Source organism: Streptomyces sp. NPDC034037, assembly GCF_055575715.1.
In genome coordinates this window covers 122,747-146,700 of record NZ_JBVISC010000013.1, presented here as the reverse complement: position 1 = coordinate 146,700, position 23,954 = coordinate 122,747, and the positions used below count along the sequence as shown (strand labels likewise).

At 72.4% G+C, this 23,954-nt stretch carries 23 protein-coding genes; 7 read left to right on the top strand and 16 right to left on the bottom strand.

The window, feature by feature from the left end:
• Positions 1-95: 95 nt before the first annotated feature.
• The 4 genes from ACZ516_RS32395 to ACZ516_RS32380 all read right to left on the bottom strand — a co-directional run bounded on the left by ACZ516_RS32395 (position 96) and on the right by ACZ516_RS32380 (position 3,501).
• Positions 96-1,325 carry an alginate lyase family protein gene (locus ACZ516_RS32395; protein WP_469013171.1) on the bottom strand — a complete coding sequence of 410 codons (1,230 nt, stop codon included), beginning with the start codon at positions 1,323-1,325 and terminating at the stop codon, positions 96-98.
• Positions 1,326-1,581: 256 nt separating this feature from the next.
• On the bottom strand, positions 1,582-2,349 hold the full coding sequence (locus tag ACZ516_RS32390; protein ID WP_358581437.1) for a DUF3710 domain-containing protein: 768 nt from the start codon (positions 2,347-2,349) through the stop codon (positions 1,582-1,584).
• Position 2,350: 1 nt separating this feature from the next.
• Positions 2,351-2,893 carry a dUTP diphosphatase gene (gene dut / locus ACZ516_RS32385; protein WP_358698835.1) on the bottom strand — a complete coding sequence of 181 codons (543 nt, stop codon included), beginning with the start codon at positions 2,891-2,893 and terminating at the stop codon, positions 2,351-2,353.
• Positions 2,894-2,916: 23 nt separating this feature from the next.
• On the bottom strand, positions 2,917-3,501 hold the full coding sequence (locus ACZ516_RS32380) for a PaaI family thioesterase (protein WP_358581439.1): 585 nt from the start codon (positions 3,499-3,501) through the stop codon (positions 2,917-2,919).
• A 58-nt stretch (positions 3,502-3,559) separates the two neighbouring features.
• On the opposite strand from ACZ516_RS32380, the gene ACZ516_RS32375 reads away from it, so the two are divergent.
• On the top strand, positions 3,560-4,012 hold the full coding sequence (locus ACZ516_RS32375; RefSeq protein WP_358912324.1) for a DUF3093 domain-containing protein: 453 nt from the start codon (positions 3,560-3,562) through the stop codon (positions 4,010-4,012).
• 21 nt (positions 4,013-4,033) lie between these two features.
• On the opposite strand, the gene ACZ516_RS32370 is transcribed toward ACZ516_RS32375, so the two are convergent.
• The 4 genes from ACZ516_RS32370 to ACZ516_RS32355 all read right to left on the bottom strand — a co-directional run bounded on the left by ACZ516_RS32370 (position 4,034) and on the right by ACZ516_RS32355 (position 7,572).
• Positions 4,034-4,963, bottom strand: a complete 930-nt coding sequence (locus ACZ516_RS32370; protein ID WP_361076644.1) for a hypothetical protein — start codon at positions 4,961-4,963, stop codon at positions 4,034-4,036.
• A gap of 13 nt (positions 4,964-4,976) precedes the next feature.
• The gene (locus ACZ516_RS32365) at positions 4,977-5,273 is read right to left on the bottom strand and encodes a DUF4193 domain-containing protein (RefSeq protein ID WP_205035431.1); all 297 of its coding nucleotides are present in this window, start codon (positions 5,271-5,273) and stop codon (positions 4,977-4,979) included.
• A 392-nt stretch (positions 5,274-5,665) separates the two neighbouring features.
• Entirely contained in the window at positions 5,666-6,913 is a 1,248-nt protein-coding gene (locus ACZ516_RS32360) for a sensor histidine kinase (protein ID WP_358581447.1), read from the bottom strand.
• 5 nt (positions 6,914-6,918) lie between these two features.
• On the bottom strand, positions 6,919-7,572 hold the full coding sequence (locus tag ACZ516_RS32355) for a response regulator transcription factor (protein WP_030778701.1): 654 nt from the start codon (positions 7,570-7,572) through the stop codon (positions 6,919-6,921).
• 301 nt (positions 7,573-7,873) lie between these two features.
• Here ACZ516_RS32355 and ACZ516_RS32350 point away from each other — a divergent pair, with 301 nt between their 5' ends.
• Positions 7,874-8,047, top strand: a complete 174-nt coding sequence (locus ACZ516_RS32350; protein WP_358581449.1) for a hypothetical protein — start codon at positions 7,874-7,876, stop codon at positions 8,045-8,047.
• 86 nt (positions 8,048-8,133) lie between these two features.
• Here the strand turns inward: ACZ516_RS32350 and ACZ516_RS32345 are convergent, their stop codons facing one another.
• Together ACZ516_RS32345 and ACZ516_RS32340 are read right to left on the bottom strand one after the other, a co-directional pair.
• Positions 8,134-8,943 (bottom strand): inositol monophosphatase family protein, encoded by an 810-nt coding sequence (locus ACZ516_RS32345; protein WP_469013168.1) that lies wholly within the window; start codon positions 8,941-8,943, stop codon positions 8,134-8,136.
• A gap of 29 nt (positions 8,944-8,972) precedes the next feature.
• Positions 8,973-10,100, bottom strand: a complete 1,128-nt coding sequence (locus ACZ516_RS32340) for a ferrochelatase (protein WP_358581454.1) — start codon at positions 10,098-10,100, stop codon at positions 8,973-8,975.
• A gap of 195 nt (positions 10,101-10,295) precedes the next feature.
• Here ACZ516_RS32340 and ACZ516_RS32335 point away from each other — a divergent pair, with 195 nt between their 5' ends.
• Together ACZ516_RS32335 and ACZ516_RS32330 are read left to right on the top strand one after the other, a co-directional pair.
• Positions 10,296-11,546 (top strand): MFS transporter, encoded by a 1,251-nt coding sequence (locus ACZ516_RS32335; protein ID WP_469013167.1) that lies wholly within the window; start codon positions 10,296-10,298, stop codon positions 11,544-11,546.
• A complete protein-coding gene (locus tag ACZ516_RS32330; protein ID WP_361076633.1) occupies positions 11,494-12,825 on the top strand; it encodes a D-arabinono-1,4-lactone oxidase in 1,332 nt (443 codons plus the stop codon). Before ACZ516_RS32335 ends, ACZ516_RS32330 begins: the two co-directional genes overlap by 53 nt.
• Before the next feature lie 3 nt (positions 12,826-12,828).
• Here the strand turns inward: ACZ516_RS32330 and ACZ516_RS32325 are convergent, their stop codons facing one another.
• Positions 12,829-14,136 carry a hypothetical protein gene (locus ACZ516_RS32325; RefSeq protein WP_469013165.1) on the bottom strand — a complete coding sequence of 436 codons (1,308 nt, stop codon included), beginning with the start codon at positions 14,134-14,136 and terminating at the stop codon, positions 12,829-12,831.
• Between the two features lie 470 nt (positions 14,137-14,606).
• Between ACZ516_RS32325 and sepH the strand changes: the two genes are divergently transcribed.
• The gene (gene sepH / locus ACZ516_RS32320; RefSeq protein ID WP_469013164.1) at positions 14,607-15,704 is read left to right on the top strand and encodes a septation protein SepH; all 1,098 of its coding nucleotides are present in this window, start codon (positions 14,607-14,609) and stop codon (positions 15,702-15,704) included.
• Between the two features lie 78 nt (positions 15,705-15,782).
• Here sepH and ACZ516_RS32315 read toward each other — a convergent pair whose 3' ends face one another.
• Positions 15,783-16,610, bottom strand: a complete 828-nt coding sequence (locus ACZ516_RS32315; protein ID WP_469013162.1) for a sulfurtransferase — start codon at positions 16,608-16,610, stop codon at positions 15,783-15,785.
• Between the two features lie 317 nt (positions 16,611-16,927).
• Between ACZ516_RS32315 and ACZ516_RS32310 the strand changes: the two genes are divergently transcribed.
• Positions 16,928-17,740, top strand: coding sequence for a VOC family protein (locus ACZ516_RS32310; RefSeq protein ID WP_361076622.1), 813 nt, complete (start codon positions 16,928-16,930; stop codon positions 17,738-17,740).
• A gap of 2 nt (positions 17,741-17,742) precedes the next feature.
• Here ACZ516_RS32310 and ACZ516_RS32305 read toward each other — a convergent pair whose 3' ends face one another.
• The 4 genes from ACZ516_RS32305 to ACZ516_RS32290 all read right to left on the bottom strand — a co-directional run bounded on the left by ACZ516_RS32305 (position 17,743) and on the right by ACZ516_RS32290 (position 23,418).
• The gene (locus ACZ516_RS32305) at positions 17,743-18,405 is read right to left on the bottom strand and encodes a thymidine kinase (protein ID WP_361076619.1); all 663 of its coding nucleotides are present in this window, start codon (positions 18,403-18,405) and stop codon (positions 17,743-17,745) included.
• Positions 18,406-18,474: 69 nt separating this feature from the next.
• A complete protein-coding gene (locus ACZ516_RS32300; RefSeq protein WP_358581472.1) occupies positions 18,475-19,665 on the bottom strand; it encodes an alkaline phosphatase family protein in 1,191 nt (396 codons plus the stop codon).
• Positions 19,665-20,252, bottom strand: a complete 588-nt coding sequence (locus ACZ516_RS32295) for a DUF5998 family protein (RefSeq protein ID WP_358581474.1) — start codon at positions 20,250-20,252, stop codon at positions 19,665-19,667. Before ACZ516_RS32295 ends, ACZ516_RS32300 begins: the two co-directional genes overlap by 1 nt.
• 73 nt (positions 20,253-20,325) lie before the next feature.
• On the bottom strand, positions 20,326-23,418 hold the full coding sequence (locus tag ACZ516_RS32290; protein ID WP_469013158.1) for a bifunctional acetate--CoA ligase family protein/GNAT family N-acetyltransferase: 3,093 nt from the start codon (positions 23,416-23,418) through the stop codon (positions 20,326-20,328).
• 136 nt (positions 23,419-23,554) lie between these two features.
• Here ACZ516_RS32290 and ACZ516_RS32285 point away from each other — a divergent pair, with 136 nt between their 5' ends.
• Positions 23,555-23,836, top strand: coding sequence for an HPr family phosphocarrier protein (locus ACZ516_RS32285; RefSeq protein ID WP_358581480.1), 282 nt, complete (start codon positions 23,555-23,557; stop codon positions 23,834-23,836).
• Positions 23,837-23,954 lie beyond the last annotated feature (118 nt).

The following is a 23,954-nucleotide window of genomic DNA, read 5'->3' as shown; positions in this document are numbered from 1 at the left end:
TACGGCGCACCATTACGGCATTACGGACAAGGGGGCGTGCGGTCCGCGTCCTTGACAGAACCCTGATGCGGGCCGACGGCCCGGCGCGGCCGGGATCAGCGCGGATTGTCCGCGTGCGTCAGGGTCTCCCAGGCGACGAAGAGGTTGTTGGAGCCCGCGGGACGGTTGCGCTCGGTGAGGTCCCGGGTGCGGGGCATGGAGTGGCCGAGGCGTCCGGCGAGGGCGTTGTGGCCGACCTCGGTGACGGGTCCGAGGCCCCGGTGGACCGTGCCCCCGCAGAGGGTGGCGGGGGGCGCCTCGCCCAGTTCGTACCTGGCGTGGAAGCCGAGGCCCTGGCGCAGCCGTTCCCCGACGTCCGTCGTGTAGAGGTCCTGGCCCTGGATGCGGCTGGTCTCGGCGACGTGCGAGATCGCGGAGAGGCCGTATCCGGTGTGCGTGAAGTCGCGGCACGTCTCCTGGCCGAGGCCGGTGGTGAACGTCCCCTGCCCCTGCCAGTACTTGACGATCTTCTCCCGGGTGTCGAGGTTCTGCCGGGGCACGGTCCGGGGCAGCGGTCCGTCGGAGGCGAGGTAGACGTAGGCGGCCGTGCGGGTGCGGAAGGTGGCCATCGCCTTGTCGTAGGAGGCCTTGTCCTCCAGGAAGACGGCGATGCCGATGGCGGCCTCCATCATCGACAGCTCCCAATTGCCGTTGGAGTTCGAGCCGTTGATGACCTCGGGCAGATAGACGGTGCGCAGCATCGTCGCGAAGCGCCCGGAGTTCGCCCAGTTCCCGGTGTAGGTGTACTTGATGATCTCGGCGGCGCGCGGCCAGCTGGAGCCGGCCCAGCCACTCTGGAGGGGGGCGTTGCTGTTGGTGTGGTCCTCGATGGCGGCCGACCAGGCGTCCATCAGCTCGATGGACTTCTTCGCGTAGCGCTCGTCACGCGTGAGGTACCAGGCCAGGGCGGTGGTGTACGCGGCGATCGCGTCCTCGCGCTCGTCGGTGCAGCCGTGGTTCGGGTCGGAGTAGCTGCCGCACTCGACGACCGCCCGGGGCTTGGGGGTACGGGAGAGGGAGGCGTAGCGGCTGCCCATCATCTGGTCGTAGGCGGACTTCCAGGGCTCGGCGCCCGCGGCGACCTTCGTGCGGGTGAAGTCCAACTGGCCCCGGGAGACGGTGACTCCGGGGTGGACGAAGGTCGTGGGGGCGGCTTCGGCCTTCCCGGTTCCGGGCCAGGACAGGAGCGCGGCGACGAGGGCGGCGGCCGTGGCGAGGGCCGCGCCGAGGGAGCGACGGGTTCTGGGGCGGCGGTGGCGGCGTACGGGAGAGGAGGCATCCGGCATGGGGGGGGACCATCCGTTCGACTTGGCTCGTACGTTCTCGTGGGTTCTCGTACGTTCTCGTATGTGAACTTCACGTGCCTTTCTGAACGCGCGCGTTGGCCCGTGACCATAGGTACGGACCTGCCTGCCGTCAAGAGACGGCGGCGGATCCGCACGGGCGCATGCGAAAGTGGCCCGCGGCGGTCCGGACGAACCGGAACCACTGCGGGCCACACGGCAGTTGCGCTGCCGTCAGGCGGTCAGGACGCCGACGGCGTCAGCGCACCTCGGTGATCTCGGGGCCGCGCTGGAGCTGCCCCATGCCGCCCGAGAAGCGCGAGCCTTCCTGCTGGTCCTGCTGGACGCTGCTCTCGGCGACCATCTGCGCGTCGTCCGGCAGCTTCAGGACAATGGGGTCGCGGGGCGCCATCGGGCCCTCGCCGCGGACCACGACGGTGTCCCGGAAGATCTGCTCCAGGAGACCGGCCGCCTGCGGCTGCACCGCGCCCTGCCCGGAGATCACCCCGCGCAGGAACCAGCGCGGCCCGTCGACGCCGACGAAGCGCACGACCTGCACGCCGCCCGTGCCGTCCGGCAGCTGCACGGGGACCTGGGCGCGCAGCTCCCAGCCGAGGGGGCCCTCGACCTCGTCGATGACACCGCCCTGCTGCGTGATGCCGCCCGCGATCTCCTCGCGGACCTCGCCCCAGATGCCCTCCTTCTTCGGGGCGGCGAAGCCCTGGAGCTGGATGGCACTGTCCTGGAGCACGACGGTGGCGGCGACGATGGCGTCCCCCGCGACCTCCACCCGCAGCTCCATGCCCTCGACCCCCGGCACGAAGAGTCCGCCGAGGTCGACCCGGCCCTCGCCGGGCTCGCGGACCTCGGAGATGTCCCAGGGACCGTCGGGACGGGGCTCCGGCTCCAGCCTCACGCGCGAGCGCGCGACGCCGGGCTGGTCATTGCTGTCCACGCCGTCGACGACCTGCTCGTCCGCGCCTGCCGCGTCCTCGGCGGCACTGTCCTTCTTGCGACGTCCGAACACGTCACTGTCCTTCCCGGTCAGATACGACCGATGCGTATCGATTCCCACCCGTTTGTCCGCCCGTGCCCGCCGGTTCGCCCGCGCTCTCGCCCGGGCCGACGCCCACGGCGGCATGGCCACCGGTGGACCCGAAGCCCCCCTCGGCCCGCGCCGACGCGGGAAGCTCCGCCACCTCCTGGAAGCGCACCTTCTCGATCTGCTGGACGACCAGTTGGGCAATCCGGTCGAAGCGCTCGAACCGCACGCTCTCGCGCGGATCGAGATTCACCACGATCACCTTGATCTCTCCACGGTACCCGGCATCCACCGTCCCCGGGGCATTCACCAGAGCGACACCGCAGCGCGCGGCCAGCCCCGAACGGGGGTGCACGAAGGCCGCGTACCCCTCCGGGAGCGCGATGGACACCCCGGTGGGCAGCACGGCCCGCTCGCCGGGCGCCAGCTCGCAGGACTGTGTCGTGCACAGATCGGCGCCGGCGTCGCCGGGCCGCGCGTACGACGGCAGGGGTACTTCGGGGTCGACGCGCCTGATCAGCACGTTCAGTTCGCCGGAAGGGGTGTGGGACGTCACGGGTTCACCTCGAAGGCGCGGGCGCGCCGGATCTGGTCCGGGTCGTTCATGGCCGCCCGGATCTCCCGCGGGCGGCCGTTGTCGATGAAGTGGTCGACCTTCACCTCGATGAAGAGGGCGTCGGCGCGGACCGCCACGGGCCCCTCGGGGCCGCCGATCCGGCCGGTGGCACTCGAGTAGATCTTCCGTCCGGCGACCGCCGTGACCTCGGCCTCCAGGAACAGCACGGTGCCCAGCGGCACGGGCCGCACGAAGTCGGTCTCCAGGCGGCCGGTCACCGCGATCACCCGCAGCAGCCAGTTCAGCGAGCCGAGCGTCTCGTCGAGCGCGGTGGCGAGGATGCCGCCGTGGGCGAGGCCCGGGGCGCCCTGGTGCGCCTCGCGCACGGTGAACTCGGCGGTGACGGTCACACCGTCCCCGGCCCGCGCGGCGAGGTGCAGCCCATGTGCCTGCCCGTCGCCGCAGCCGAAACAGTGTTCGTAGTGTGCGCCGATCAGCTCGCCGGGGGCGGGTGCGTCGGGGTGCCGGACGGGCGCCATGGCGTCGGCCGGGGGCTTCAGAGCCGCAGATGTACCACTCACAGGCGCAGACCTTACCTCCGCGTCGGCGCTCACAGCTCCCCGTGCCAAGCTTGGTTCCATGCAGCCTTACGAAGAACGCCTCACCGCGCCCCGTTCGTGGTGGTTCGCCTCGGTCCTGGTGGGTGTGGCGATGGGCCTGATCATGCTGCCGTTCGGCACGCTGCCGCTCCTCGGCGGCCTGGTCGGCGGTACGGCGGTGGCGGCGGTCGTCACCAGCGCGTACGGCTCGGTGCGGATCCGCGTGGTCGCGGGCTCGCTGGTCGCGGGCGACGCGAGGATCCCGGTCTCCGCCCTCGGCGAGGCAGAGGTCCTCAGGGGCGAGGAGACCCGTGCCTGGCGCTCCTACAAGGCCGACCCGCGCGCCTTCATGCTGCTGCGCGCGTACATCCCGACGGCCCTGCGGGTGCCGATCACGGACCCGGCCGACCCGACGCCGTACGCGTACGTCTCGACGCGGCACCCGGAGGCCTTGGCGAAGGCCCTGGACGCGGTGCGCCAGAACACCCCGTAGACCGGCCGGACGGCCGGCCGGTCAGCTCTCCAGCTCCTTGGGGCCGCCGGCCACCCGCAGAGGATCGTCCGGCGTCTCCAGGGGCGCCAGCTCCGGCAGCGCGTCCCACGAAACCTGCCGCTTGCGCAGGTCGGCCCGGATCTTCTCGGCGAGCTTCTTGGTGTCCCGGCGGTTCATCACCGCCCCGACCGCCGCGCCCACCATGAAGGGCATGAGGTTCGGGAGGTTGCGGACCATGCGCTTCATGATCTGCTGGCGCAGTTCCCGCTTGACCTGGCCGCCCAGCGCCGCGTTCAGGGTCGAGGGCTTGCCCACGTCCACGCCGCGCTCCTGCGTCCAGGAGGTCAGATAGGCCGTGCTGCGCTGCTTGAGGTTGCCTTCGGGCCGTCGGCCGTAGACCTCGTGCAGTTCGGCGATCATCTTCAGTTCGACCGCGGCGACGCCGGTGATCTCCGCCGCCAGTTCCGCCGGCATCGCGGGCGGCACGGGCATCATCGCCGCCGCGCCCACTCCCGCGCCCACCGTGGACGAGGCGTTGGCGGCGCCGGAGACGAGCTTGTCCGCCAGCTGCTCGGGGCCAAGGCCCGGGAACTGCTTGCGGAGGGTCGCCAGATCGCGGACCGGGATCCGCGGGGCGTTCTCGATGAGCCGGTCGGCGAGATAGCCGATGCCGGCCCGGCCGGCGCGCCCGCCCTTGCGCACGCCTTCTTTCATTCCGTCCGTGACGGCGGCAACGCGGCTCCGGGACCCGGGTGTCCGAGTGGTCCCGGAGGCCTTGCCGGCCGCCGTCTCGTCCGACGCGACCTCGAGGGCGTTCGCCGGTTCGAGCGAGGCTGATCCGCTGGCGGAAGAGCCCCGCTCGTCGTCACGCACGCCGTCGCCGAGGGCGCCGGCTTCGTCCGCTCCGCGGTTGCGGAGACGGCGCTTCCTGAACGGGGTCGAGCCAGTCATGGCCGACCCCGCCTCAGTCGCAGTCGCGGCAGATCGGCTGGCCGTTCTTCTCCTTGGCCAGCTGGCTGCGGTGGTGCACCAGGAAGCAGCTCATGCAGGTGAACTCGTCCTGCTGCTTCGGGAGCACCCGGACGGCGAGCTCCTCGTTGGACAGGTCCGCGCCGGGCAGCTCAAGGCCCTCGGCGGCCTCGAACTCGTCGACGTCGACAGTCGAAGTCGACTTGTCGTTCCTCCGGGCCTTCAGTTCCTCGATGCTGTCCTCGTTGAGGTCGTCATCGGTCTTGCGTGGGGTGTCGTAGTCCGTTGCCATGTCGCTCTCCCCCTCTGGGTGTCTGCGGTGTCTCAGCGCACGTAACGCGTGAGAGGCCGGGCTTGTGCCCGGCCCGAGGCGGAGATTTTGCCTCACATCAAGGTCTGTTACTCAATCGACACCCAACCGCACCCCTGAAGAGGTGATCGGCTTGGATGGCGATCGGGACCGTACACGGTCCGAATGTCGCACTCACGGGCGCCACCCCGTGTACTTCCCGTGATCAAGACCCCTGAAAACCCGGATTTTCCCGGCTTTCCGACGACTTTCGCGATCACGGAGAGTAGAGAGCCGATAAATCGCCTTTGTGATCGATCACACACGAACTCCAAGGGGTCGAGCCCCGAGAATTCCGCGCAAAGCGAACACGCCGACACGTTCACGGCAGCGTCTCAGATGGGGAGCGTGACACGCATCACGAGTCCACCCCCCTCACGCGGCTCCGCGATGATACGGCCCCCGTGGGCCCGCGCCACCGACCGGGCGATCGACAGGCCGAGCCCGACGCCCTTGTCACTGCCCGTCCGCTCGGTCCGCAACCTGCGGAACGGCTCGAAGAGATTGTCGATCTCGTACGCGGGGACCACCGGCCCCGTGTTGGACACCACCAGGACCGCCTGGCCGTGCTGGGCCTCCGTGACGACCTCGACCCAGCCCTCGTCCGCCACGTTGTACCGGACGGCGTTCTGGACGAGGTTCAGGGCGATGCGCTCCAGGAGCACGCCGTTGCCCTGCACGACGGCCTCGGCCCGCTGCCCGCGGATCTCCACGCCCTTGGCCTCGGCCTCGGAGCGCACCTGGTCGACGGCGTGGTCGGCGACCTCGGCCAGGTCGACGGGCTTGCGCTCGACGATCTGGTTGTCGCTGCGGGCGAGCAGCAGCAGGCCCTCCACGAGCTGCTCGCTGCGCTCGTTGGTGGCCAGGAGCGTCTTGCCGAGCTGGTGGAGCTCGGGCGGCGCCTGGGGGTCGGAGAGATGCACCTCGAGGAGCGTGCGGTTGATCGCCAGCGGCGTGCGCAGCTCGTGCGAGGCGTTGCCGACGAACCGCTGCTGGGCGGTGAAGGCCCGCTCCAGGCGGTCCAGCATCTCGTCGAAGGTGTCGGACAGCTCCTTCAGCTCGTCGTCCGGGCCGTCCAGCTCGATGCGCCGGGTCAGGTCGGTGCCGGCCACCCTGCGGGCGGTACGGGTGATGCGGCCGAGCGGCGACAGGACACGGCCCGCCATCGCGTACCCGAAGGCGAACGCGATCACCGCGAGCCCGAGGAGGGCCAGAAGTGAGCGGCTGAGGAGATTGTCCAGGGCGTTCCGGCGCATCTGGTTGACGCATTCGTTCAGCGCGGAGTTGAGCTGGGTCTCCGTGGGGTGCGCGGGCAGCAGCCGGAAGTTCGCGCAGCTCTCGCTGCTCACCGAGGAACTGCCCGTGACCCGGAACGGCAGGTCGCTGCCCACGTTCAACGCCTGGGCGGCGAGCAGGTAGATGATCGAGAGCAGCACGATGCCCGCGATCAGGAACATGCCGCCGTACAGCAGCGTCAGCCGTATGCGGATGGTGGGACGCAGCCACGGGAAGGGCGCTTCGACCTTCCTCGGGTCCCATGTCGGTTTGGGGGGCGCGGCTGGTTGCGCCGGGGTCGCGGCCACCGGGGTCAGATCCGGTAGCCGGAGCCGGGCACCGTCACGATGACGGCCGGCTCACCGAGCTTGCGGCGCAGCGTCATGACGGTCACCCGGACCACGTTCGTGAACGGGTCGGTGTTCTCGTCCCAGGCCTTCTCCAGGAGCTGCTCCGCGGAGACGACCGCGCCCTCGCTGCGCAGCAGCACTTCGAGGACGGCGAACTCCTTGGGGGCCAGCTGGATCTCCCTGCCGTCCCGGAAGACCTCGCGGCGGTTGGGGTCGAGCTTGATCCCCGCGCGCTCCAGGACCGGCGGCAGGGGCACGCTCGTGCGCCGGCCGAGGGCACGCACGCGTGCGGTCAGCTCGCTGAACGCGAAGGGCTTGGGGAGGTAGTCGTCGGCGCCGATCTCCAGCCCTTCGACGCGGTCGCTGACGTCGCCCGACGCGGTGAGCATCAGGACGCGGGTCGGCATGCCGAGCTCGACGATCTTGCGGCAGACGTCGTCGCCGTGCACGAGCGGGAGGTCCCGGTCGAGCACCACCACGTCGTAGTCGTTGACGCCGATGCGCTCCAGGGCGGCCGCCCCGTCGTACACGACGTCGACGGCCATGGCCTCCCGGCGCAGTCCGGTGGCCACCGCATCGGCGAGCAGCTGCTCGTCCTCGACGACGAGTACGCGCACGTCGCTGTCCTTCCGCTGTGCCCCTGCGGGCAGGTCTGTCTTGGGGTAGGCCTCCATCCTGCCCCTTTCGGCCATAAACCGGCTGTAAGGCGGTCGTCGGCCCCTGGAACGCGGGATTTTCTCCGCCCTCCGAGGTTTCTGCGGAGGGGAGCGGGGGGAGGACGGCTTTACACCCGCGATCACGCTTGCATGTGGCGTACCACCAACCCGCTTTCTCCAGGGCGGCTTGAGACGTGATCGCCCCTTCTTGAGGGCACACCCCCGTGCCATCGACCCACGACCCAGCCGAGGGGGCGCAACCATGGACGCATTCACCGCAGGTCTCCTGCAGCGCATAAAGGCCACGGAGTCCGACCTCACGATGGCCCGTGAGACGGGAGACGACTTCCTGGCCGAGGTCGAGCAGGCGGAGCTCGAGGACCTCCACCGTCTGGCGGCCGAGCACGGAGTCGAAGTAGGCGCCGTGCCCGCCTGAGCGCTCCCGCACGGCTCAGCACAGAGCACAGGGCCCCGGCATCTGGACGCGATGCCGGGGCCCTGTGCTGTGGTCGTGGCGTGCGGTCAGTCGTGCCAGGCGCCGAGGTCCTCCAGGAGGCCCTGGAGGACCTCGAAGAGGCCGGGTGGGGCCGCGATGGCCAGCTCGCCCGAGAGGGGCTCTCCGGGGCGGCCACCGGTCAGCGCGCCCGCCTCCCGGGCGATGAGGTCACCGGCCGCGAAGTCCCAGGGGTGCAGTCCGCGCTCGTAGTACGCGTCCAGCCTGCCCGTCGCGACGTCGCACAGGTCGATCGCCGCCGACCCGCCGCGCCGGATGTCCCGCACCCTCGGGACGAGCCGGCGGGCGACCTCGGCCTGCCGCTCCCGGCGCTCGGTGAGGTATCCGAAGCCGGTGCCCACCAGGGCCTGCTCGAACGGCGGCGCCGGGCGGACGTGCGCGGGCCGGTCGCCGACGAAGGCGCCCTGAGCGAGGACCGCGCGGTACGTCTCCCCGCGCATCGGCGCGTGTACGACCCCCACGAGGGTCTCGCCGTCCTTGCGGGCGGCGACGGACACGGACCAGTCGGGGCGTCCGTACAGGTAGTTCACGGTGCCGTCGATCGGGTCGACGACCCACTGCACGCCGCTGGTGCCCGCCAGGCTCGCGCCCTCCTCGCCCAGCACGCCGTCGGCCGGGCGGCGCTCGGCGAGGAACTCGGTGATGAGCTTCTCGGAGGCGATGTCCATCTCGGTGACGACGTCCACGGCGCTCGACTTGGTCGCCGCCACGCCCAGGTCGTCCGGGCGGCCGTCGCGCAGGAACGTCCCGGCTCGGTGCGCGGCCTCCAGGGCGACGTCGAGGAGTTCGGCCTTGAGCGCCTTCAGCGGGTCCGTCATGGTGCTCCTTGTGCTCCGCGATCTCGGGGTCATGCGCAGGGGCTGTCGGCGCCGGCGGCCGCGGGCTTCGGGGCGCGGGCGGGGCAGCAGCCGACCGGGCACACGTCATGGCTCGCGCCCAGCGCTCCCAGGGCGCACGGCGTGACGGCCGCGCCGCTCTCGCGCGCCGCGCGCTCCAGGACCAGCTCCCTGATCGCGGCGGCGAACCGCGGGTCCGCGCCGACCGTCGCCGAGCGGCGGACCGGCAGACCCAGCTCCGCGGCCTTGGCCTTCGCCTCGGTGTCGAGGTCGTACAGGACCTCCATGTGGTCGGAGACGAAGCCGATCGGGACCATGACGACCGCGGGGGCCCCGGCGGCGTGCCGCTCCTCCAGGTGGTCGCAGATGTCGGGCTCCAGCCAGGGGATGTGCGGGGCGCCGCTGCGCGACTGGTAGACGAGCTGCCAGGGGTGCGGGGCGCCGGTCTCCTCGCGCACCGCCGCGGCGATGAGCCGGGCGACGTCCAGGTGCTGCGCGACGTAGGCGCCGCCGTCGCCGTGGGCCTCGACCGGGCCGGAGGTGTCGGCCGCGGCGTTCGGGATCGAGTGCGTGGTGAAGGCCAGGTGGGCGCCGTCCCTGACCTCCTCGGGCAGCTCGGCGAGGGACTTCAGGACGCCGTCGATCATGGGGCGAACGAAACCCGGGTGGTTGAAGTAGTGCCGGAGCTTGTCGACCTTCGGCGGCTCCAGTCCCTCGGCCTCCAGCGCGGCGAGGGCCTCCGCGAGGTTCTCGCGGTACTGGCGGCAGCCCGAGTACGAGGCGTACGCGCTGGTGGCGAGAACCAGGACGCGGCGGTGGCCGGCGGTAGCCATCTCGCGCAGGGTGTCGGTGAGGTAGGGCGCCCAGTTGCGGTTGCCCCAGTAAACCGGCAGGTCGAGGCCGTGCTCCGCGAAGTCCTTGCGCAGGGCGTCCAGCAGGGCGCGGTTCTGGTCGTTGATCGGGCTCACCCCGCCGAACAGGAAGTAGTGCTGCCCCACCTCCTTGAGCCGCTCCTTGGGGATGCCGCGGCCCCGTGTCACGTTCTCCAGGAACGGCACGACGTCGTCGGGGCCCTCGGGGCCGCCGAACGAGAGCAGCAGCAGGGCGTCGTAGGGAGAGGGATCGCGCGCATCGGACATGCGACCGATCCTGCCACCCGCCACCGACAGCCGGAAAACCCCGGTGTGTCCGGCACGGAGCGCACGCCGCGTCCGACACGCTCAGCACGGTGCGTCCGGCACCCGGGGAGCCGTAAGCTGTATCAGCCACCTTTACGCCTTACCGGAGCCCGCGTCCCTCCCGGCACGCGGCGCCGGCGCCCCAGCGGAGTCCACGTGCCCAGCCCCTACCGCGCCATCTTCGCCGCCCCCGGCACCAAGGCGTTCTCCGCCGCCGGGTTCCTCGGCCGCATGCCCATATCCATGATGGGCATCGGCATCGTGACGATGGTGTCCCAGCTGACCGGGCGGTACGGCCTGGCGGGCGCGCTGTCGGCGACCGTCGCGCTGTCCGCGGCCGCGATCGGCCCGCAGATATCGCGGCTCGTGGACCGGCACGGCCAGCGCCGGGTGCTCAGGCCGGCGACCCTGGTCTCGCTGGCCGCGGTGACGGGGCTGCTGCTCTGCGCCAAGTTCGAGGCGCCCGACTGGACGCTGTTCGTCTTCGCCGCCCTGGTGGGCTGTGTGCCCAGCGTGGGTTCGATGATCAGGGCCCGCTGGGCCGTGCTCTACCGCGACACCCCGCAGCTGCACACCGCGTACTCCTTCGAGTCCGTGGTGGACGAGGCGTGCTTCATCTTCGGGCCGATCATCTCGATCGGCCTCTCCACGGTGTGGTTCCCCGAGGCGGGGCCGCTGCTCGCCGGTGCCTTTCTCGCCGTGGGCGTGTTCTGGCTGACGGCCCAGCACGCCACCGAGCCGGTGCCGCATCCGCGCGAGCACCACACCAGGGGCTCGGCGCTGCGCTCGGTCGGGCTCCAGGTCCTCGTCGCGACGTTCGTCGCGACCGGCGCGATCTTCGGGTCGATCGACGTGGTCACCGTGGCGTACGCCGAGGACCACGGTCACAAGTCCGCGGCGAGCCTGGTGCTCGCGCTCTACGCGCTCGGCTCCTGCCTCGCCGGAGCGGTCTTCGGGCTGCTGCACTTCAAGGGGGCGCCGGCCCGCAGGTGGCTGCTGGGTGTCTGTGCGATGGCCGTGAGTATGATCCCGCTTCAACTGGTCGGGAACCTGCTGTTTCTGGCCGTGGCGCTGTTCCTCGCGGGCCTGTCCATCGCGCCGACGATGATCGTGACGATGGGCCTCGTCGAGCAGCACGTACCTCGCGCGAAACTGACCGAGGGCATGACCTGGGTGAGCACCGGGCTCGCGGTCGGTGTCGCGCTCGGCTCCTCCGCGGCCGGCTGGGTGATCGACGCCGCGGGTCCGGACGCCGGGTATGCGGTTCCGGGGATCTCCGGAGCCGCCGCGGTCGTGGTCGGGTTCCTCGGCTACCGCCGGCTGAAGCGGCCGGTTCCGCGACGGGGAGGGACCCATGGGCACGGCAACGGGCACGGGCAGCGGGAAGAGCACAGCGACGTGGCGTAACTGGGCGGGCAACGTCGCCACGCGGCCGGCCAGGGAGGTCACGCCCGCCACGGTGGACGAACTCGCCGAGGCCCTGCGCGCGGCGAAGGCCGACGGCCTCAAGGCGAAGCCGGTCGGCACGGGTCACTCCTTCACGGCGGCCGCCGCGACCGACGGCCTGCTCATACGCCCCGGCCTCCTCACCGGCATCCGCGCCGTCGACCGGGCGGCGGGCACCGTGACCGTGGAGGCCGGCACCCCCCTGAAGCGCCTGAACACGGCGCTCGCCCGCGAGGGCCTGTCGCTCACCAACATGGGCGACATCATGGAGCAGACCGTCTCCGGAGCCGTCAGCACCGGCACGCACGGCACGGGCCGTGACTCGGCCTCGATCGCCGCGCAGATCAAGGGGCTCGAACTGGTCACCGCGGACGGCACGGTGCTGACCTGCTCCGCCGAGGAGAACCCCGAGGTCTTCGCCGCCGCCCGTATCGGGCTGGGCGCGCTCGGTGTCATCACCGCGATCACCTTCGCCGTCGAGCCGGTCTTCTTCCTGACGGCCCGTGAGGAGCCGATGACCTTCGACGAGGTCACGAGCGACTTCGACGCGCTCGTCACGGAGAACGAGCACTTCGAGTTCTACTGGTTCCCGCACACCGGCAACTGCACCACCAAGCGGAACAACCGCAGTCCGGGCCCTGTGGCCCCGCCCGGCCGTATCAGCGCCTTCGTGGAGGACGAGTTGCTCTCCAACGGCCTCTTCCAGGTGGTCAACTCCCTCGGCCGGGCCTTCCCCGCGACCATCCCCGGCATCGCCAAGGTCTCCAGCAAGGCCCTGTCCGCCCGTACGTACACGGACATTCCCTACAAGGTCTTCACCAGCCCGCGCCGGGTGCGCTTCATGGAGATGGAGTACGCCGTTCCGCGCGAGGCCCTCGTGGAGACCCTGCGCGAGCTGAAGGCCATGGTGGACCGCTCGCGGCTGCGGATCAGCTTCCCCGTGGAGGTCCGCACGGCGCCCGCGGACGACATCGCGCTCTCCACGGCCTCGGGCCGGGAGAGCGCGTACATCGCCGTCCACATGTACAAGGGCACGCCCTATCAGGCGTACTTCGCGGCGGCGGAGCGGATCTTCACCGCGCACGAGGGGCGGCCGCACTGGGGCAAGCTGCACACCCGCGACGCGGAGTACTTCGCCGAGGCCTACCCCCGCTTCGGCGAGTTCACCGCCCTGCGCGACCGCCTCGACCCGGACCGTCTGTTCGGCAACGCCTATCTGCGGCGGGTTCTCGGCGACTGACTTCTAGGGGCTGGTGGTCTCGCCCTGCTGCGCGTCGCCACCGGCGCCCGTGCCGCTGCCACTGCCGGTCCCGGTGCCGCTCGACGGCGTGGGGGCCGGGGGCGGCGTCGGCGTCGGGTCCGTCTTGGAACCGTCGTCTCCGGAGTCGGTGCCGTCGTCCTTGTCGGTGTCCGTGCCGGTGCTCTTGTCGGGGTCGGCCGTCGGGCCGGTGCCCTCGCCCTGACCGGGCGTCCGGCCGCCGGCCCCGCCCGGATCCTGGGTCGCGCCGCCGTCGCCCTCGGGGGAATCGGGGTCGCCCGTCCCCGAAGTGCCGTTGTCCGAGGGCACGCCTGACGGACCGGTGGGGGGCGTGGACGGCTGCTCCTTGCGGGAGGAGTCGTTCCCCGTGAGGTTGCTGATCGTGGTGCCCTTGCCGCCGCTGAAGTCCTTGCCGGAGACCAGCTCGTACGTGGTGATCCCCGCCATGGCGACCCCGAACACGACGGCACCCGCGATCAACGGCCGCTTCCAGCTGCGGATCCGCGCGCGGTGCGTGGTGCCCTCGGTGAACTCGTCCGACGGGAGCGGCGGTTCGATCGGCACGCCCGGGGGCGACGCCGGGGCGCCGACGGGGAGCACGCGCGTGGCGTCCTCGCGGGGGACGAGCCGGGTGGCGTCGTCGCCCGGCAGCAACCGCGTGGCGTCGGCCGGGCCGAGCAGTTGGGTCCTGTCGGCGTCGAGGTCGCAGGCCACCGACGGCAGGACGGTCGTCGGGTCCGCGTCCGCGGCTCCGGACACCGGGGCGGTCGGGTCCGCGTCCGCCGCGAGGGGCATGACGGTCGTGGGATCGGCGTCCGCCGCGCCGGGCAGCGCCGTCGTCGCGGCCGGTTCACCGCCGGGGGCGGTGGCGCCGGTGGTCTGCGGCCTGCCCCACGTGGTGGTCACGGGCCCGGTGGCGGACACGGCTCCCGGGTAGGAGGCGGTTCTGAAGGTCTCGGGCACCGCCGGCGATGCGGTCACGGGCGCCTGGTGCCCCCTGGGGACGGGCACCTGCTGCGCCTTGGGCTTGGCCTGCACCGCCACCACGCGTATCTGTTCACCCGTACGCTTGAAGAAGTGCTGGAAGATCGTGCCGCCACAGGTCGCTATGCCGCTCACGACACCGGCGCCGAGGATCGTCCCGTAGACGCCGAGGTTCGAGGCCAGCTTCGCCGCCACGACCGCGGCGATGGCGCTCCCCGCCACCTGCGGCACGCTGAGATCGAGGCGCCGCTTCTCCTGTGGCTCCTCCTGGTCCTTCGACTCCTGGCCGGAATCCGGCTTTACTCGCATCTTCGACCCTTGCCTGCCTTTCTCACCTTTTCGGCTCACCACACGAGAGGGGGACGTATGGCCGAAACGATTAGTTCCGTTTCTGCTGTTTCCGTGAAGTGCGCCACCCATGCGCCGGTCACCGGACCGGAAAAGGCGACCAACTCCCTTCCTCGGGGAGAAGTTCGGCGGCGCGGCGGTCCACCCGCGTGGCCCGAATGGAGTACTGTTGCGAGCCCTGGGTCCGGTCTCCCGCCAGGGTGCCCGGGGCCTTCCAGGACCGCCGGGTGGGGGGCTCACTGCACAGGGTGACGAACGTCGTCACTTGGAGTTGCGAAGAGGTGACCGTGTCATAACGGCGATCCAGGGCCCCTGCCCGACACGCCGGGCAACTCGGCAAGGTTGTGGCAGGCTGCACCCGGGCAGGCCACACTCGACTAGCGGAAGCAGCGACGCACGTGACGTCGGCAGGCACCACCCGGGAGGTCCCCATGCCCGAACTGCGTGTCGTGGCCGTCAGCAACGACGGCACACGGCTGGTGCTGAAAGCTGCGGACAGCACGGAGTACACGCTTCCGATCGATGAACGGCTGCGTGCGGCCGTCCGCGGCGACCGGCCCCGACTCGGCCAGATCGAGATCGAGGTGGAGAGCCACCTCCGCCCCCGCGACATCCAGGCACGGATACGTGCCGGTGCGACCGCGGAAGAAGTGGCCCAGTTCGCCGGCATCCCCGTCGATCGCGTGCGGCGCTTCGAAGGCCCCGTGCTCGCCGAGCGCGCCTTCATGGCCGAGCGCGCCAGGAAGACCCCTGTCCGCCGCCCCGGCGAGAACACCGGCCCCCAGCTCGGCGACGCCGTCCAGGAACGGCTGTTGCTGCGCGGCGCCGACAAGGACTCCGTCCAGTGGGACTCCTGGCGCCGCGACGACGGCACCTGGGAGGTCCTGCTCGTCTACCGCGTGGCGACCGAACCGCACTCCGCGAGCTGGACGTACGACCCGCCCCGGCGGCTCGTCCAGGCCGTGGACGACGAGGCGCGCTCGCTGATCGGCGAGAGCGACGACATCGCCGCGCCCGAGCCCAGCTTCCCGTTCGTGCCGCGCATCGCCCGGCTCCCCCGGGACCGCCCGCCGGAGCGCCCGCTCGACCGCGCCCTGGACCGCCAGCTGGAACGGCAGAGCATCCCGCCCGCTCCCGGCGACGCCACGGAGGACGGCGAGGACGCGGGCACCGTGGTCGCCGCCGAGCAGGAGCGCGACTCGCTGACCAGCCTCCTGGAGGCCGTGCCCAGCTTCCGCGGCGACATGGTCGTCCCGGAGCGCCCCGTGGTCACCGCGGAACTGGCGCCACCCGCCGCGGAGGAGGGCGAGCAGGAGACCGACGCCGAAGAGGCCCCGGCGGCATCGGCCGGCGCCGGTTCGGCGTACGCGGACGTACTCATGCCGCGCTCGGTGGCCAGCCACCGCGACCGACTCGTCGGCTCCACGGACCGTCAGGCCGAGGCCGACGGAGTGCGCCCGGGGCGCCGCGCCGCGGTGCCCAGCTGGGACGAGATCGTCTTCGGCACGCGCCGCAAGAAGCAGGAGTAGCACCCCGGGTACGCCCGGGCACGAGGGAGGGGCCCCGCATCCGTCGGATGCGGGGCCCCTCCCTCGTCTGCGCGCGCCCTACTGCGGGTCGGGGCCCGTGGCGACCGGGCGCGAGCCGTCGGCCGACCACTGCGACCACGAGCCGACGTACAGCGCGGCGGGGATTCCGGCCACGGCCAGGGCCAGCACCTCGTGGGCGCCCGAGACACCCGAGCCGCAGTAGACGCCGACCTCCCCGGCCCGCGAGACGCCGAGTGACTCGAAACGGGCGGCCAGCTCGGCGGCGGGCTTGAAGCGGCCGTCCGCGGCGACGTTCTCCGTGGTCGGCGCCGACACCGCGCCGGGGATGTGCCCGGCCACCTTGTCGATCGGTTCGACCTCACCGCGGTAGCGCTCGGCCGCCCGGGCGTCCAGGAGGAGTCCCGAGCGGGCCAGGGCGGCGGCCGAGTCGGCGTCGAGGAAGTCCGTGCTGTTCGGAGCCGGCTCGAAGGATCCGGGCCGCGGGCTCTGCCCGGCTCCGCGCTCCAGGGGGCCGGTCCACAGGGCCAGGCCGCCGTCGAGGACGCGGACGGAGGTGTGTCCCGTCCAGCGCAGCATCCACCACAGACGTGCGGCCGCCCAGTTCTGGCCACCGTCGTACACCACGACGTCCCGGTCCGGGGAGACCCCGGCCGCCCGCATCACGGCCCCGAAGTGGTCCAGGTCGGGGAGCGGGTGGCGGCCACCGGATCCCGCGGGTCCTGCCAGGTCGGCGTCCAGATCGACGAAGACGGCGGACGGGATGTGCCCTTCCTCGTACGCGGCGGGCTGCGAGCCCTGGTGCTGCCAGCGGACGTCGAGGAGGACCGGCGGATTCTCGCCCGCCAGGTCGCTCGCGAGTTCGGATGCGGAGATGATGGCGTTCATGGGGCCCATCCTCGCGCATGGGGTGGCCGTCCGGGCCGGGTCCGGCTACCCTGCTCCGCCGGACGACGCCCGAACACGGGGCGTATGGGACCCCGCACGCTTCGTGCGATGGACGGACACCGCACGGCCCTCCCGCGACAAGGGGTGAGACACCGCAAAACGGGCATCCTCCGCGAGAAGCCGGGTGGCACGGCCGGGGCGCGCGGTGCGGCAGGTGGTGCGAGCATCTGCAGGGGCGCGCCGGCGCGCGGCGAAGGTACGCGCGTTCGGAAAATCAGAAGAGAGCGGCCACCACGAGGGCCGAGGAGAGGGTGACGATGACCGAGGCACAGGCGTCCGCAGGGCGGCGCGACGGCGCGGGAGCCGGTCGGAGCGCCCCCGGCACACCCTGCTGGGTGAGCCTGATGGCGCATGGCCTGGCAGCGACCCAGGAGTTCTACGGAGCGCTTTTCGGCTGGGAGTTCAAGCCGGGCCCCCAGCAGCTCGGCCCCTATGTGCGGGCGCTGCTGGACGGCCGGGAGGTCGCCGGCATCGGCCAGCTGCCGGCGGACCGGCATCTGCCCATCGCCTGGACGCCCTATCTGGCGACGGACGACGCGGACGCCACGGCCGAGACGGTGCGGCACTGCGGCGGCACGGTCGGCGTGGGGCCGATCACCGCGGGCCAGGCGGGCCGGATGGCCGTCGCCTCGGACCCCACGGGCGCCGTGTTCGGGCTCTGGCAGGCGGCGCGGCACCTGGGCAGCGCGGTGGTCGGGGAGCCGGGCGCGCCGGCCTGGAACGAGCTGGTGACCCGGGAGACCGCGAGCGTCGTGACGTTCTACCGGGCCGTGTTCGGCTTCACCGAAGAGGCCGCCGGATCCGCCGACTCGGACTGTCTGACCCTGCATGTCGGCGGCCGTCCGGTGGCGTCCGTGCGCGGCGTGGGCGACGCGCTGCCGCGTGACCGGGGCCCGCACTGGATGACGTACTTCGAGGTCGCCGACGTGGAGGAGGCGGTGACCCGGGTGGCCGAGCTCGGCGGCCGGACCGTCGAACCGCCCCGTGACAGTTCCCGGGGCCGGGTGGCGACGGTCGCCGACCCGGAGGGCGCGGTCTTCACCGTCGTGCGTTCCCGCGCCGGGGCCTGAGGTCAGGCGCGGGCGGTCGCCGCCGTGTCCACCGGCAGGACGTCCGGGGAGAGGGCGCCCGCCCGTGCGGTGGCCGCCGTCGTGCGGCGCCGGTGGTGGCGGCGGCACAGCACCTCGTACCCCACGTCCGACGACTGGTCGACGTCGCCGATGACGACCTGGGCGCCCTCGACGACCATCACGCCGCCCACGGTGCGCGCGTTGTGGGTGGCGCGGGCGCCGCACCAGCAGAGGGCCTCCACCTGGAGCACCTCGACGCGGTCGGCGAGCTCGACCAGGCGCTGGGAGCCGGGGAAGAGCTTGGAGCGGAAGTCGGTGGTGATGCCGAAGGCGAAGACGTCCAGGCCGAGGTCGTCGACGACCCGCGCGAGCTGGTCGATCTGCTCGGGCGCGAGGAACTGCGCCTCGTCCGCGATCACGTAGTCGGCCCGGCCGCCCTGGGAGAGGTGATCGACGAGATGGGCGTAGAAGTCGAAGTCGTCCGCGGCCTCGATGGCGTCGGTGACCAGGCCGAGGCGTGAGGAGAGCTTTCCCGTGCCCGCGCGGTCGTCCCGCGTGAAGATCATCCCCTGGAGTCCGCGGGCCGAGCGGTTGTGCTCGATCTGCAGAGCCAGCGTGCTCTTTCCGCAGTCCATCGTTCCGGAGAAGAACACCAGCTCGGGCATGGGGGGTTGCGGACCTTTCGGGGGCGTGCGGAGTCGGCGCGCCGGCGGGGGCGCCTCAAGGGCGTATGTCTACGAGCGTACTTCGAGGAGGGGGACGAGCTGCTCCACGGGGGTCATGGAGCCGTGCATGCCGACGAGCGCGGACTCCTTGGGCTCGCGCTCCGAGGCGATGATCGCGACGTCGTCCCGCGCGGCGGCGATGACGTCGCCGAGACGCTCGTACACACGTTGATCAATGTGTGGACCGAACCATCCGGCGGCGATCGCCTCGTCGCGGGAGGCGACCCAGAACTGCTCGCCGAGCACCTCGCGCCAGACCGTCACGACGTCGTTCACGGCACCCGGCACCGCGTAGACGTGGCGGGCGCGGCCCTCGCCGCCGAGGTGGGCGACGCCGGCGCGCAGCTCCCAGTCCTCGTCGAAGTCGATGCGGGAGGCGTCGTCGAAGGGGATGTCGAGCATGCCGTGGTCGGCGGTGACGTACAGGGCGCTGCGCGGCGGCAGCCGTTCGGCGAGCCGCTCGGCGAGCCGGTCGACGTACATGAGCTGGCCGCGCCAGGCGTCGGAGTCGACGCCGAAGCGGTGGCCCTTGCCGTCCACTTCCGCGTAGTACGTGTAGACCAGGGACCGGTCCCCCGCGGCCAGTTGCCGGGCGGCGAGGTCCATGCGGTCCTCTCCGGAGAGTTTGCCCCGGAAGGTGCCGCCGCTCAGGGCGATCTTGGTGAGCGGGGTGTTCTCGAAGGTCGGGGACGACACCTGGGCGGTGTGCACACCCGCGTCGTGGGCCTGCTGGAAGACCGTCGGGTAGGGCTGCCACGCGTGGGGATCGGTCCAGGGGTTCCAGCGGAGCTGGTTCATCAGCTCGCCGGTGGCGGGGTTGCGCACGGTGTAGCCGGGCAGGCCGTGCGAGCCGGGCGGCAGGCCCGTGCCGACGGAGGCCAGCGAGGTCGCCGTGGTGGCGGGGAAGCCCGCGGTGATGGGCGCTCCGGTGCCGCCGCGCGAGCTGGGGAGCAGCGAGTGCAGGAAAGGCGCCTCGTCCGGGTGCGCCTTGAGCTGCTCCCAGCCGAGACCGTCGATCAGAAAGACGCAGTTGCGGTCGGCGGGGGCGAGTTCGGCGATGGCCGGGTTCTCGTAGCCGGGCACGCCCTGGTGGGCGACGAGCGTGGGCAGCAGGTCGGCGAGCGAACCCGAGCCGTAGGCCGGCACGGGGGCCGTGTCGAGGGCGATCGGTTCCACGTCGTCCCAGGCGGGCAGGGACATCAGCGGGCGGTGTCCGCGGTCGCCTCGGACAGGGCCTGGGCGAAGGCGAGGGTCTGGCGCACGGCGTCGGGGCCGTCGCCGGCCTCGCTGACGCGCAGGCTCAGGTCGTCGGCGGTCGAGCTGCCCGTGTAGCCGTGGTCCGCCTCGCAGTTGGGGTCGCCGCAGGCCGCGGGCTCCAGGTCGATGCGGGAGACGGCGCCCCAGCCGATGGTCAGGACGACCTCGCGGGGCGGCGTGCCCGGAACGTACTTCTCCGGGTTGGCGACGACGCGGCTGAGCACGACGGAGGAGATCCGGCCGATCTTGACCGACTCCGTGGAGGTCGTCGCGTAGGGCGCGGGGGACGTGCTGTCCGCCGCCTGCTCGTCGGTGTGGCTGACGATGAAGCGCGTCCCGGTCAGGACGAGGACCGTCACGTGCCGGCGCACTTCGTTGGCGTCGAAGGTCGTCTCCTGGTGGACCAGGTACGACCCGATGGCCTCGCCGCCGATCGCGGCCTCCACCGCCTCGGCCACGAGGGCCGGGTAGTAGCCGCTGCGCTCGATCGCCGCGCGCAGCCCCTGGGTCGTCGTACCGGTCTTTGCCATGCCGTCCATCCTACGGCCCGGCGGGGGGCGCACGGTGCCCCCATGGCGCGCTCGTGCCCGGGGCGTACGCCCTTCAGTATCCGGGGAGCGTACGCGGGCCGAGATCGTCGCGGGCGGGCGGCGGCGCGAGCCTGACGGAGGCGCCGAGGACGGACAGTCCGCGCTGGGCGACGACCACGGGCTCCAGCGTGACGCCGACCACCTCGGGGTGGTCGTCGACGAGCCGGGAGACCCGCTGGAGCAGCTCTTCGAGGGCCGGGGTGTCCACCGGGGCCGAGCCGCGCCAGCCGAAGAGGAGGGGGGCGGTCCGAATGGATCTGACCAGGGAGGCCGCCTCCCGGTCGGTGACCGGGATCAGGCGGTGGGCGGTGTCGCCGAGCAGCTCGGAGGCGGCTCCCGCGAGCCCGAAGGAGAGCACGGCCCCGGCCGCCGGGTCGATGACGGCGCGGACGACGGTGTCGACTCCGCGCGGCGCCATCCCCTGGACCACGGGGCGCAGCTCGGCGGGCTTGCCGAAGGCGTCGGTCAACTCCTGGTAGGAGCGGCGCAATTGCTCCTCGTCGGCGAGGTCGAGCCGCACTCCGCCGAGGTCGGCGCGGTGGCGCAGGTGCGGGGCCGTGGTCTTCAGGGCCACGGGGTAGCCGAGGGTGCGCGCGGCGTGCGCCGCCGCGTCCGGGTCGGGGGCGGGCAGCGCACGGCGTACGCGGATGCCGTAGTGCCTGAGCAGTTCGTGGGCGTCGGCCTGGGCGAGGGTGGCGCCACGCGGGTCGTCGTCCTTGGCCAGCAGCGCCGCGATGCGGTCGGCGGCGCCGCTCTCGTCGATGTCGTCGTACTCGTGCACCTTGCCGGGCTCGGCGGCCTCGCGGCGCCACTGCGCGTACTTGACGGCTTCGGCGAGAGCCCGGACGGCTCGCTCGGCGGCGGGGTAGGCGGGGATGCGGTACTGGTCGGGGGCGGTGGCGGTGGCGGTGGCCTCAGCGGCGGGGGCGGGGGCGGTGGCCTGGGCGGTGGCTGTGGGGGCGGCGGTGGCCTGCGGGGTGGCTGTGGGGGCGGCGGTGGCCTGCGGGGTGGCTGTGGGGGCCTGCGTCGTGACTCCTGTGACCTGCGTCGTGGCCGCAGCGGCCTGCGCGGTGGTTGCGGGAGCCGGGGTGGTGGCCGTGGTGGCCTGCGCGGTGGTTCCTGTGGCCCGCATAGGGGCTGCGGGGGCCTCCGGTCCGTTTGTCGCCGTGGGCGGGCGGCGGGGGGTGTCCGTGGCGTCCGTCGGCGGCTTCGGCGGGGCGTCGGGCCCGGTGCTTGTGGCGGCGGACAGCGCCTCGGCGAGGCCGCCCAGCTCCACGTGGACGACGGCGACCGGCTTCGCGGGACACCCCGCGGCCGCCGCGCGCAGTTCCGTGGCCAGCGTCTCCGGGTCGGCGGCCACCCCGTCCTCGCGCACCCAGGGGATCGCGTTGACGATGACCGCGTCGCAGCCCTCGTCCGACAGCGCCTCAGTGAGAGCGGCGCGGAAGTCGGCCGGCGCGGCGCCGGTCGTGAGGTCGCGCGGCGGCAGCGGCCGCAGTCCGTCGGCGACGCACGCGTCGTACGTGAGAAGCCCCAGCGACTCGGAGTTGCCGAGGATGCCGACCCGGGGCCCGGCCGGCAGCGGCTGCCCGGCGAGCAGCAGCCCCGCGTCGACCATCTCGGTGACGGTGTCCACGCGGATCACCCCCGCCTGGCGCAGCAGGGCGGACACCGTGGCGTGCGGGAGACGCGTGGCCTGTACCGCGTGCCCCGTGGGCGCGATCCCGCTGTGCCGGGCGCCCTGGACCACGACGAGCGGCTTCGCGGTCGCGGCCCGGCGCGCGAGGCGGGTGAACTTGCGCGGGTTGCCGATGGTCTCCAGGTACATCAGCGCGACGTCGGTGTCGGGGTCCTCGTACCAGTACTGGAGGAGGTCGTTGCCGGACACGTCGGCGCGGTTGCCGGAGCCGACGAACGTGGACAGGCCCGCGCCCCGCCGGTGCAGCCCGGACAGCAGCGCGATGCCGATGGCGCCGGACTGGGTGAACAGACCGATGCGCCCGCGCGCGGGGTGCTCCGGGGCGAGCGAGGCGTTGAGCCTGGTCCGGGGCGAGGTGTTGATCACGCCGAAGGCGTTGGGGCCGATGATGCGCATGCCGTACGAGCGCGCCTGGCGCACCAGTTCCCGCTGGCGCGCACGCCCTTCGGGGCCGCTCTCGCCGTACCCGGCGGAGAGCACCACCAGGCCGCGCACGCCGCGCTCGCCGCAGTCGGCGACGACGTGGGCCACCTTCTCCGCGGGCACGGCGATCACCGCGAGATCCACGGACTCCTCGATGGCTGTCACGGAGCGGTGCGCGGGGACGCCGTCGATCTCCGTGCCCTCGTCGAAGGCGCTGTTCACCGCGTACAGGCGCCCGGTGAATCCGCCCTCCCGGAGGTTGCGCAGCACGCTGCGGCCGACGCCGCCGGGGGTGCGCCCCACGCCGATCACCGCGACCGACCCCGGCGTCAGCAGCCGCTGCACCGAGCGCCCCTCGGCGCGCTGTTCGCGGGCGCGTTGCACGGCCAGGGAGCGGTCGGTCGGCTCCAGGTCGAACTCCAGGCGGACGACACCGTCCTCGAAGCTGCGCTTTTGCCGGTAGCCCGCGTCCGTGAAGACTTTGATCATCTTGGTGTTGGCGGGCAGCACCTCGGCGGCGAACCGGCGGATGCCCCGCTCCCGCGCGACCGCCGCGATGTGTTCGAGGAGCGTGGAGGCCACGCCACGGCCCTGGTGGGCGTCCTGCACGAGGAAGGCGACCTCGGCCTCGTCGGCCGGCGCACTGGCGGCCATGCCGCGCTCGTCGATGCGGTCGTAGCGCACCGTCGCGATGAATTCGCCGCCCACCGTGGCCGCGAGTCCCACCCGGTCCACCTGGTCGTGGTGGGTGAAGCGGCGCACGTCCTTGGCGGACAGCCGGGGGTAGGGCGCGAAGAAGCGGTAGTACTTCGACTCGTCGGACACCTGTTCGTAGAAGCTGACCAGGCGGTCCGCGTCCTCGACCGTGATGGGCCTGATCCGCGCGGTGCCCCCGTCGCGCAGCACCACGTCGGCTTCCCAGTGCGACGGGTAGTCGTGCCGGTCCTGCCGATGCCGATCCTGCTGATCCGACGGGGTCTGCATGGGGCCAGCGTACGGGTCGCGGGGCCGCCCGGTCCGGGTACGGTCGAGGAGGACCGGCGTCCGGCCGACGGAGCACCCGCGACGGCATGCGACAATGGTCTAGACAAGTGTGAGACACCTGGAAGGGCAGCAACACATGGCTGAGCGCCGCGTCAACGTCGGCTGGGCCGAGGGCCTTCACGCCCGACCCGCCTCCATCTTCGTCCGCGCGGCCACGGCCGCCGGCGTCCCCGTGACGATCGCCAAGGCCGACGGCAACCCGGTCAACGCCGGCTCGATGCTCGCGGTGCTCGGTCTCGGCGCCCAGGGCGGCGAGGAGATCGTCCTCGCCTCCGACGCCGAGGGTGCGGATGCCGCCCTGGACCGTCTGGCGAAGCTGGTCGCGGAGGGCCTCGAGGAGCTTCCGGAGACGGTCTGAGCCACACAGCGCCTTTGATCGCGCAGCACTTTGAAGGGTCCGCTCCGGAACACGGGGCGGGCCCTTCGCCTTGTTCAGGGCGGCCCTTAGAGCTCGTAACGCGATCGTGGATGGGCCT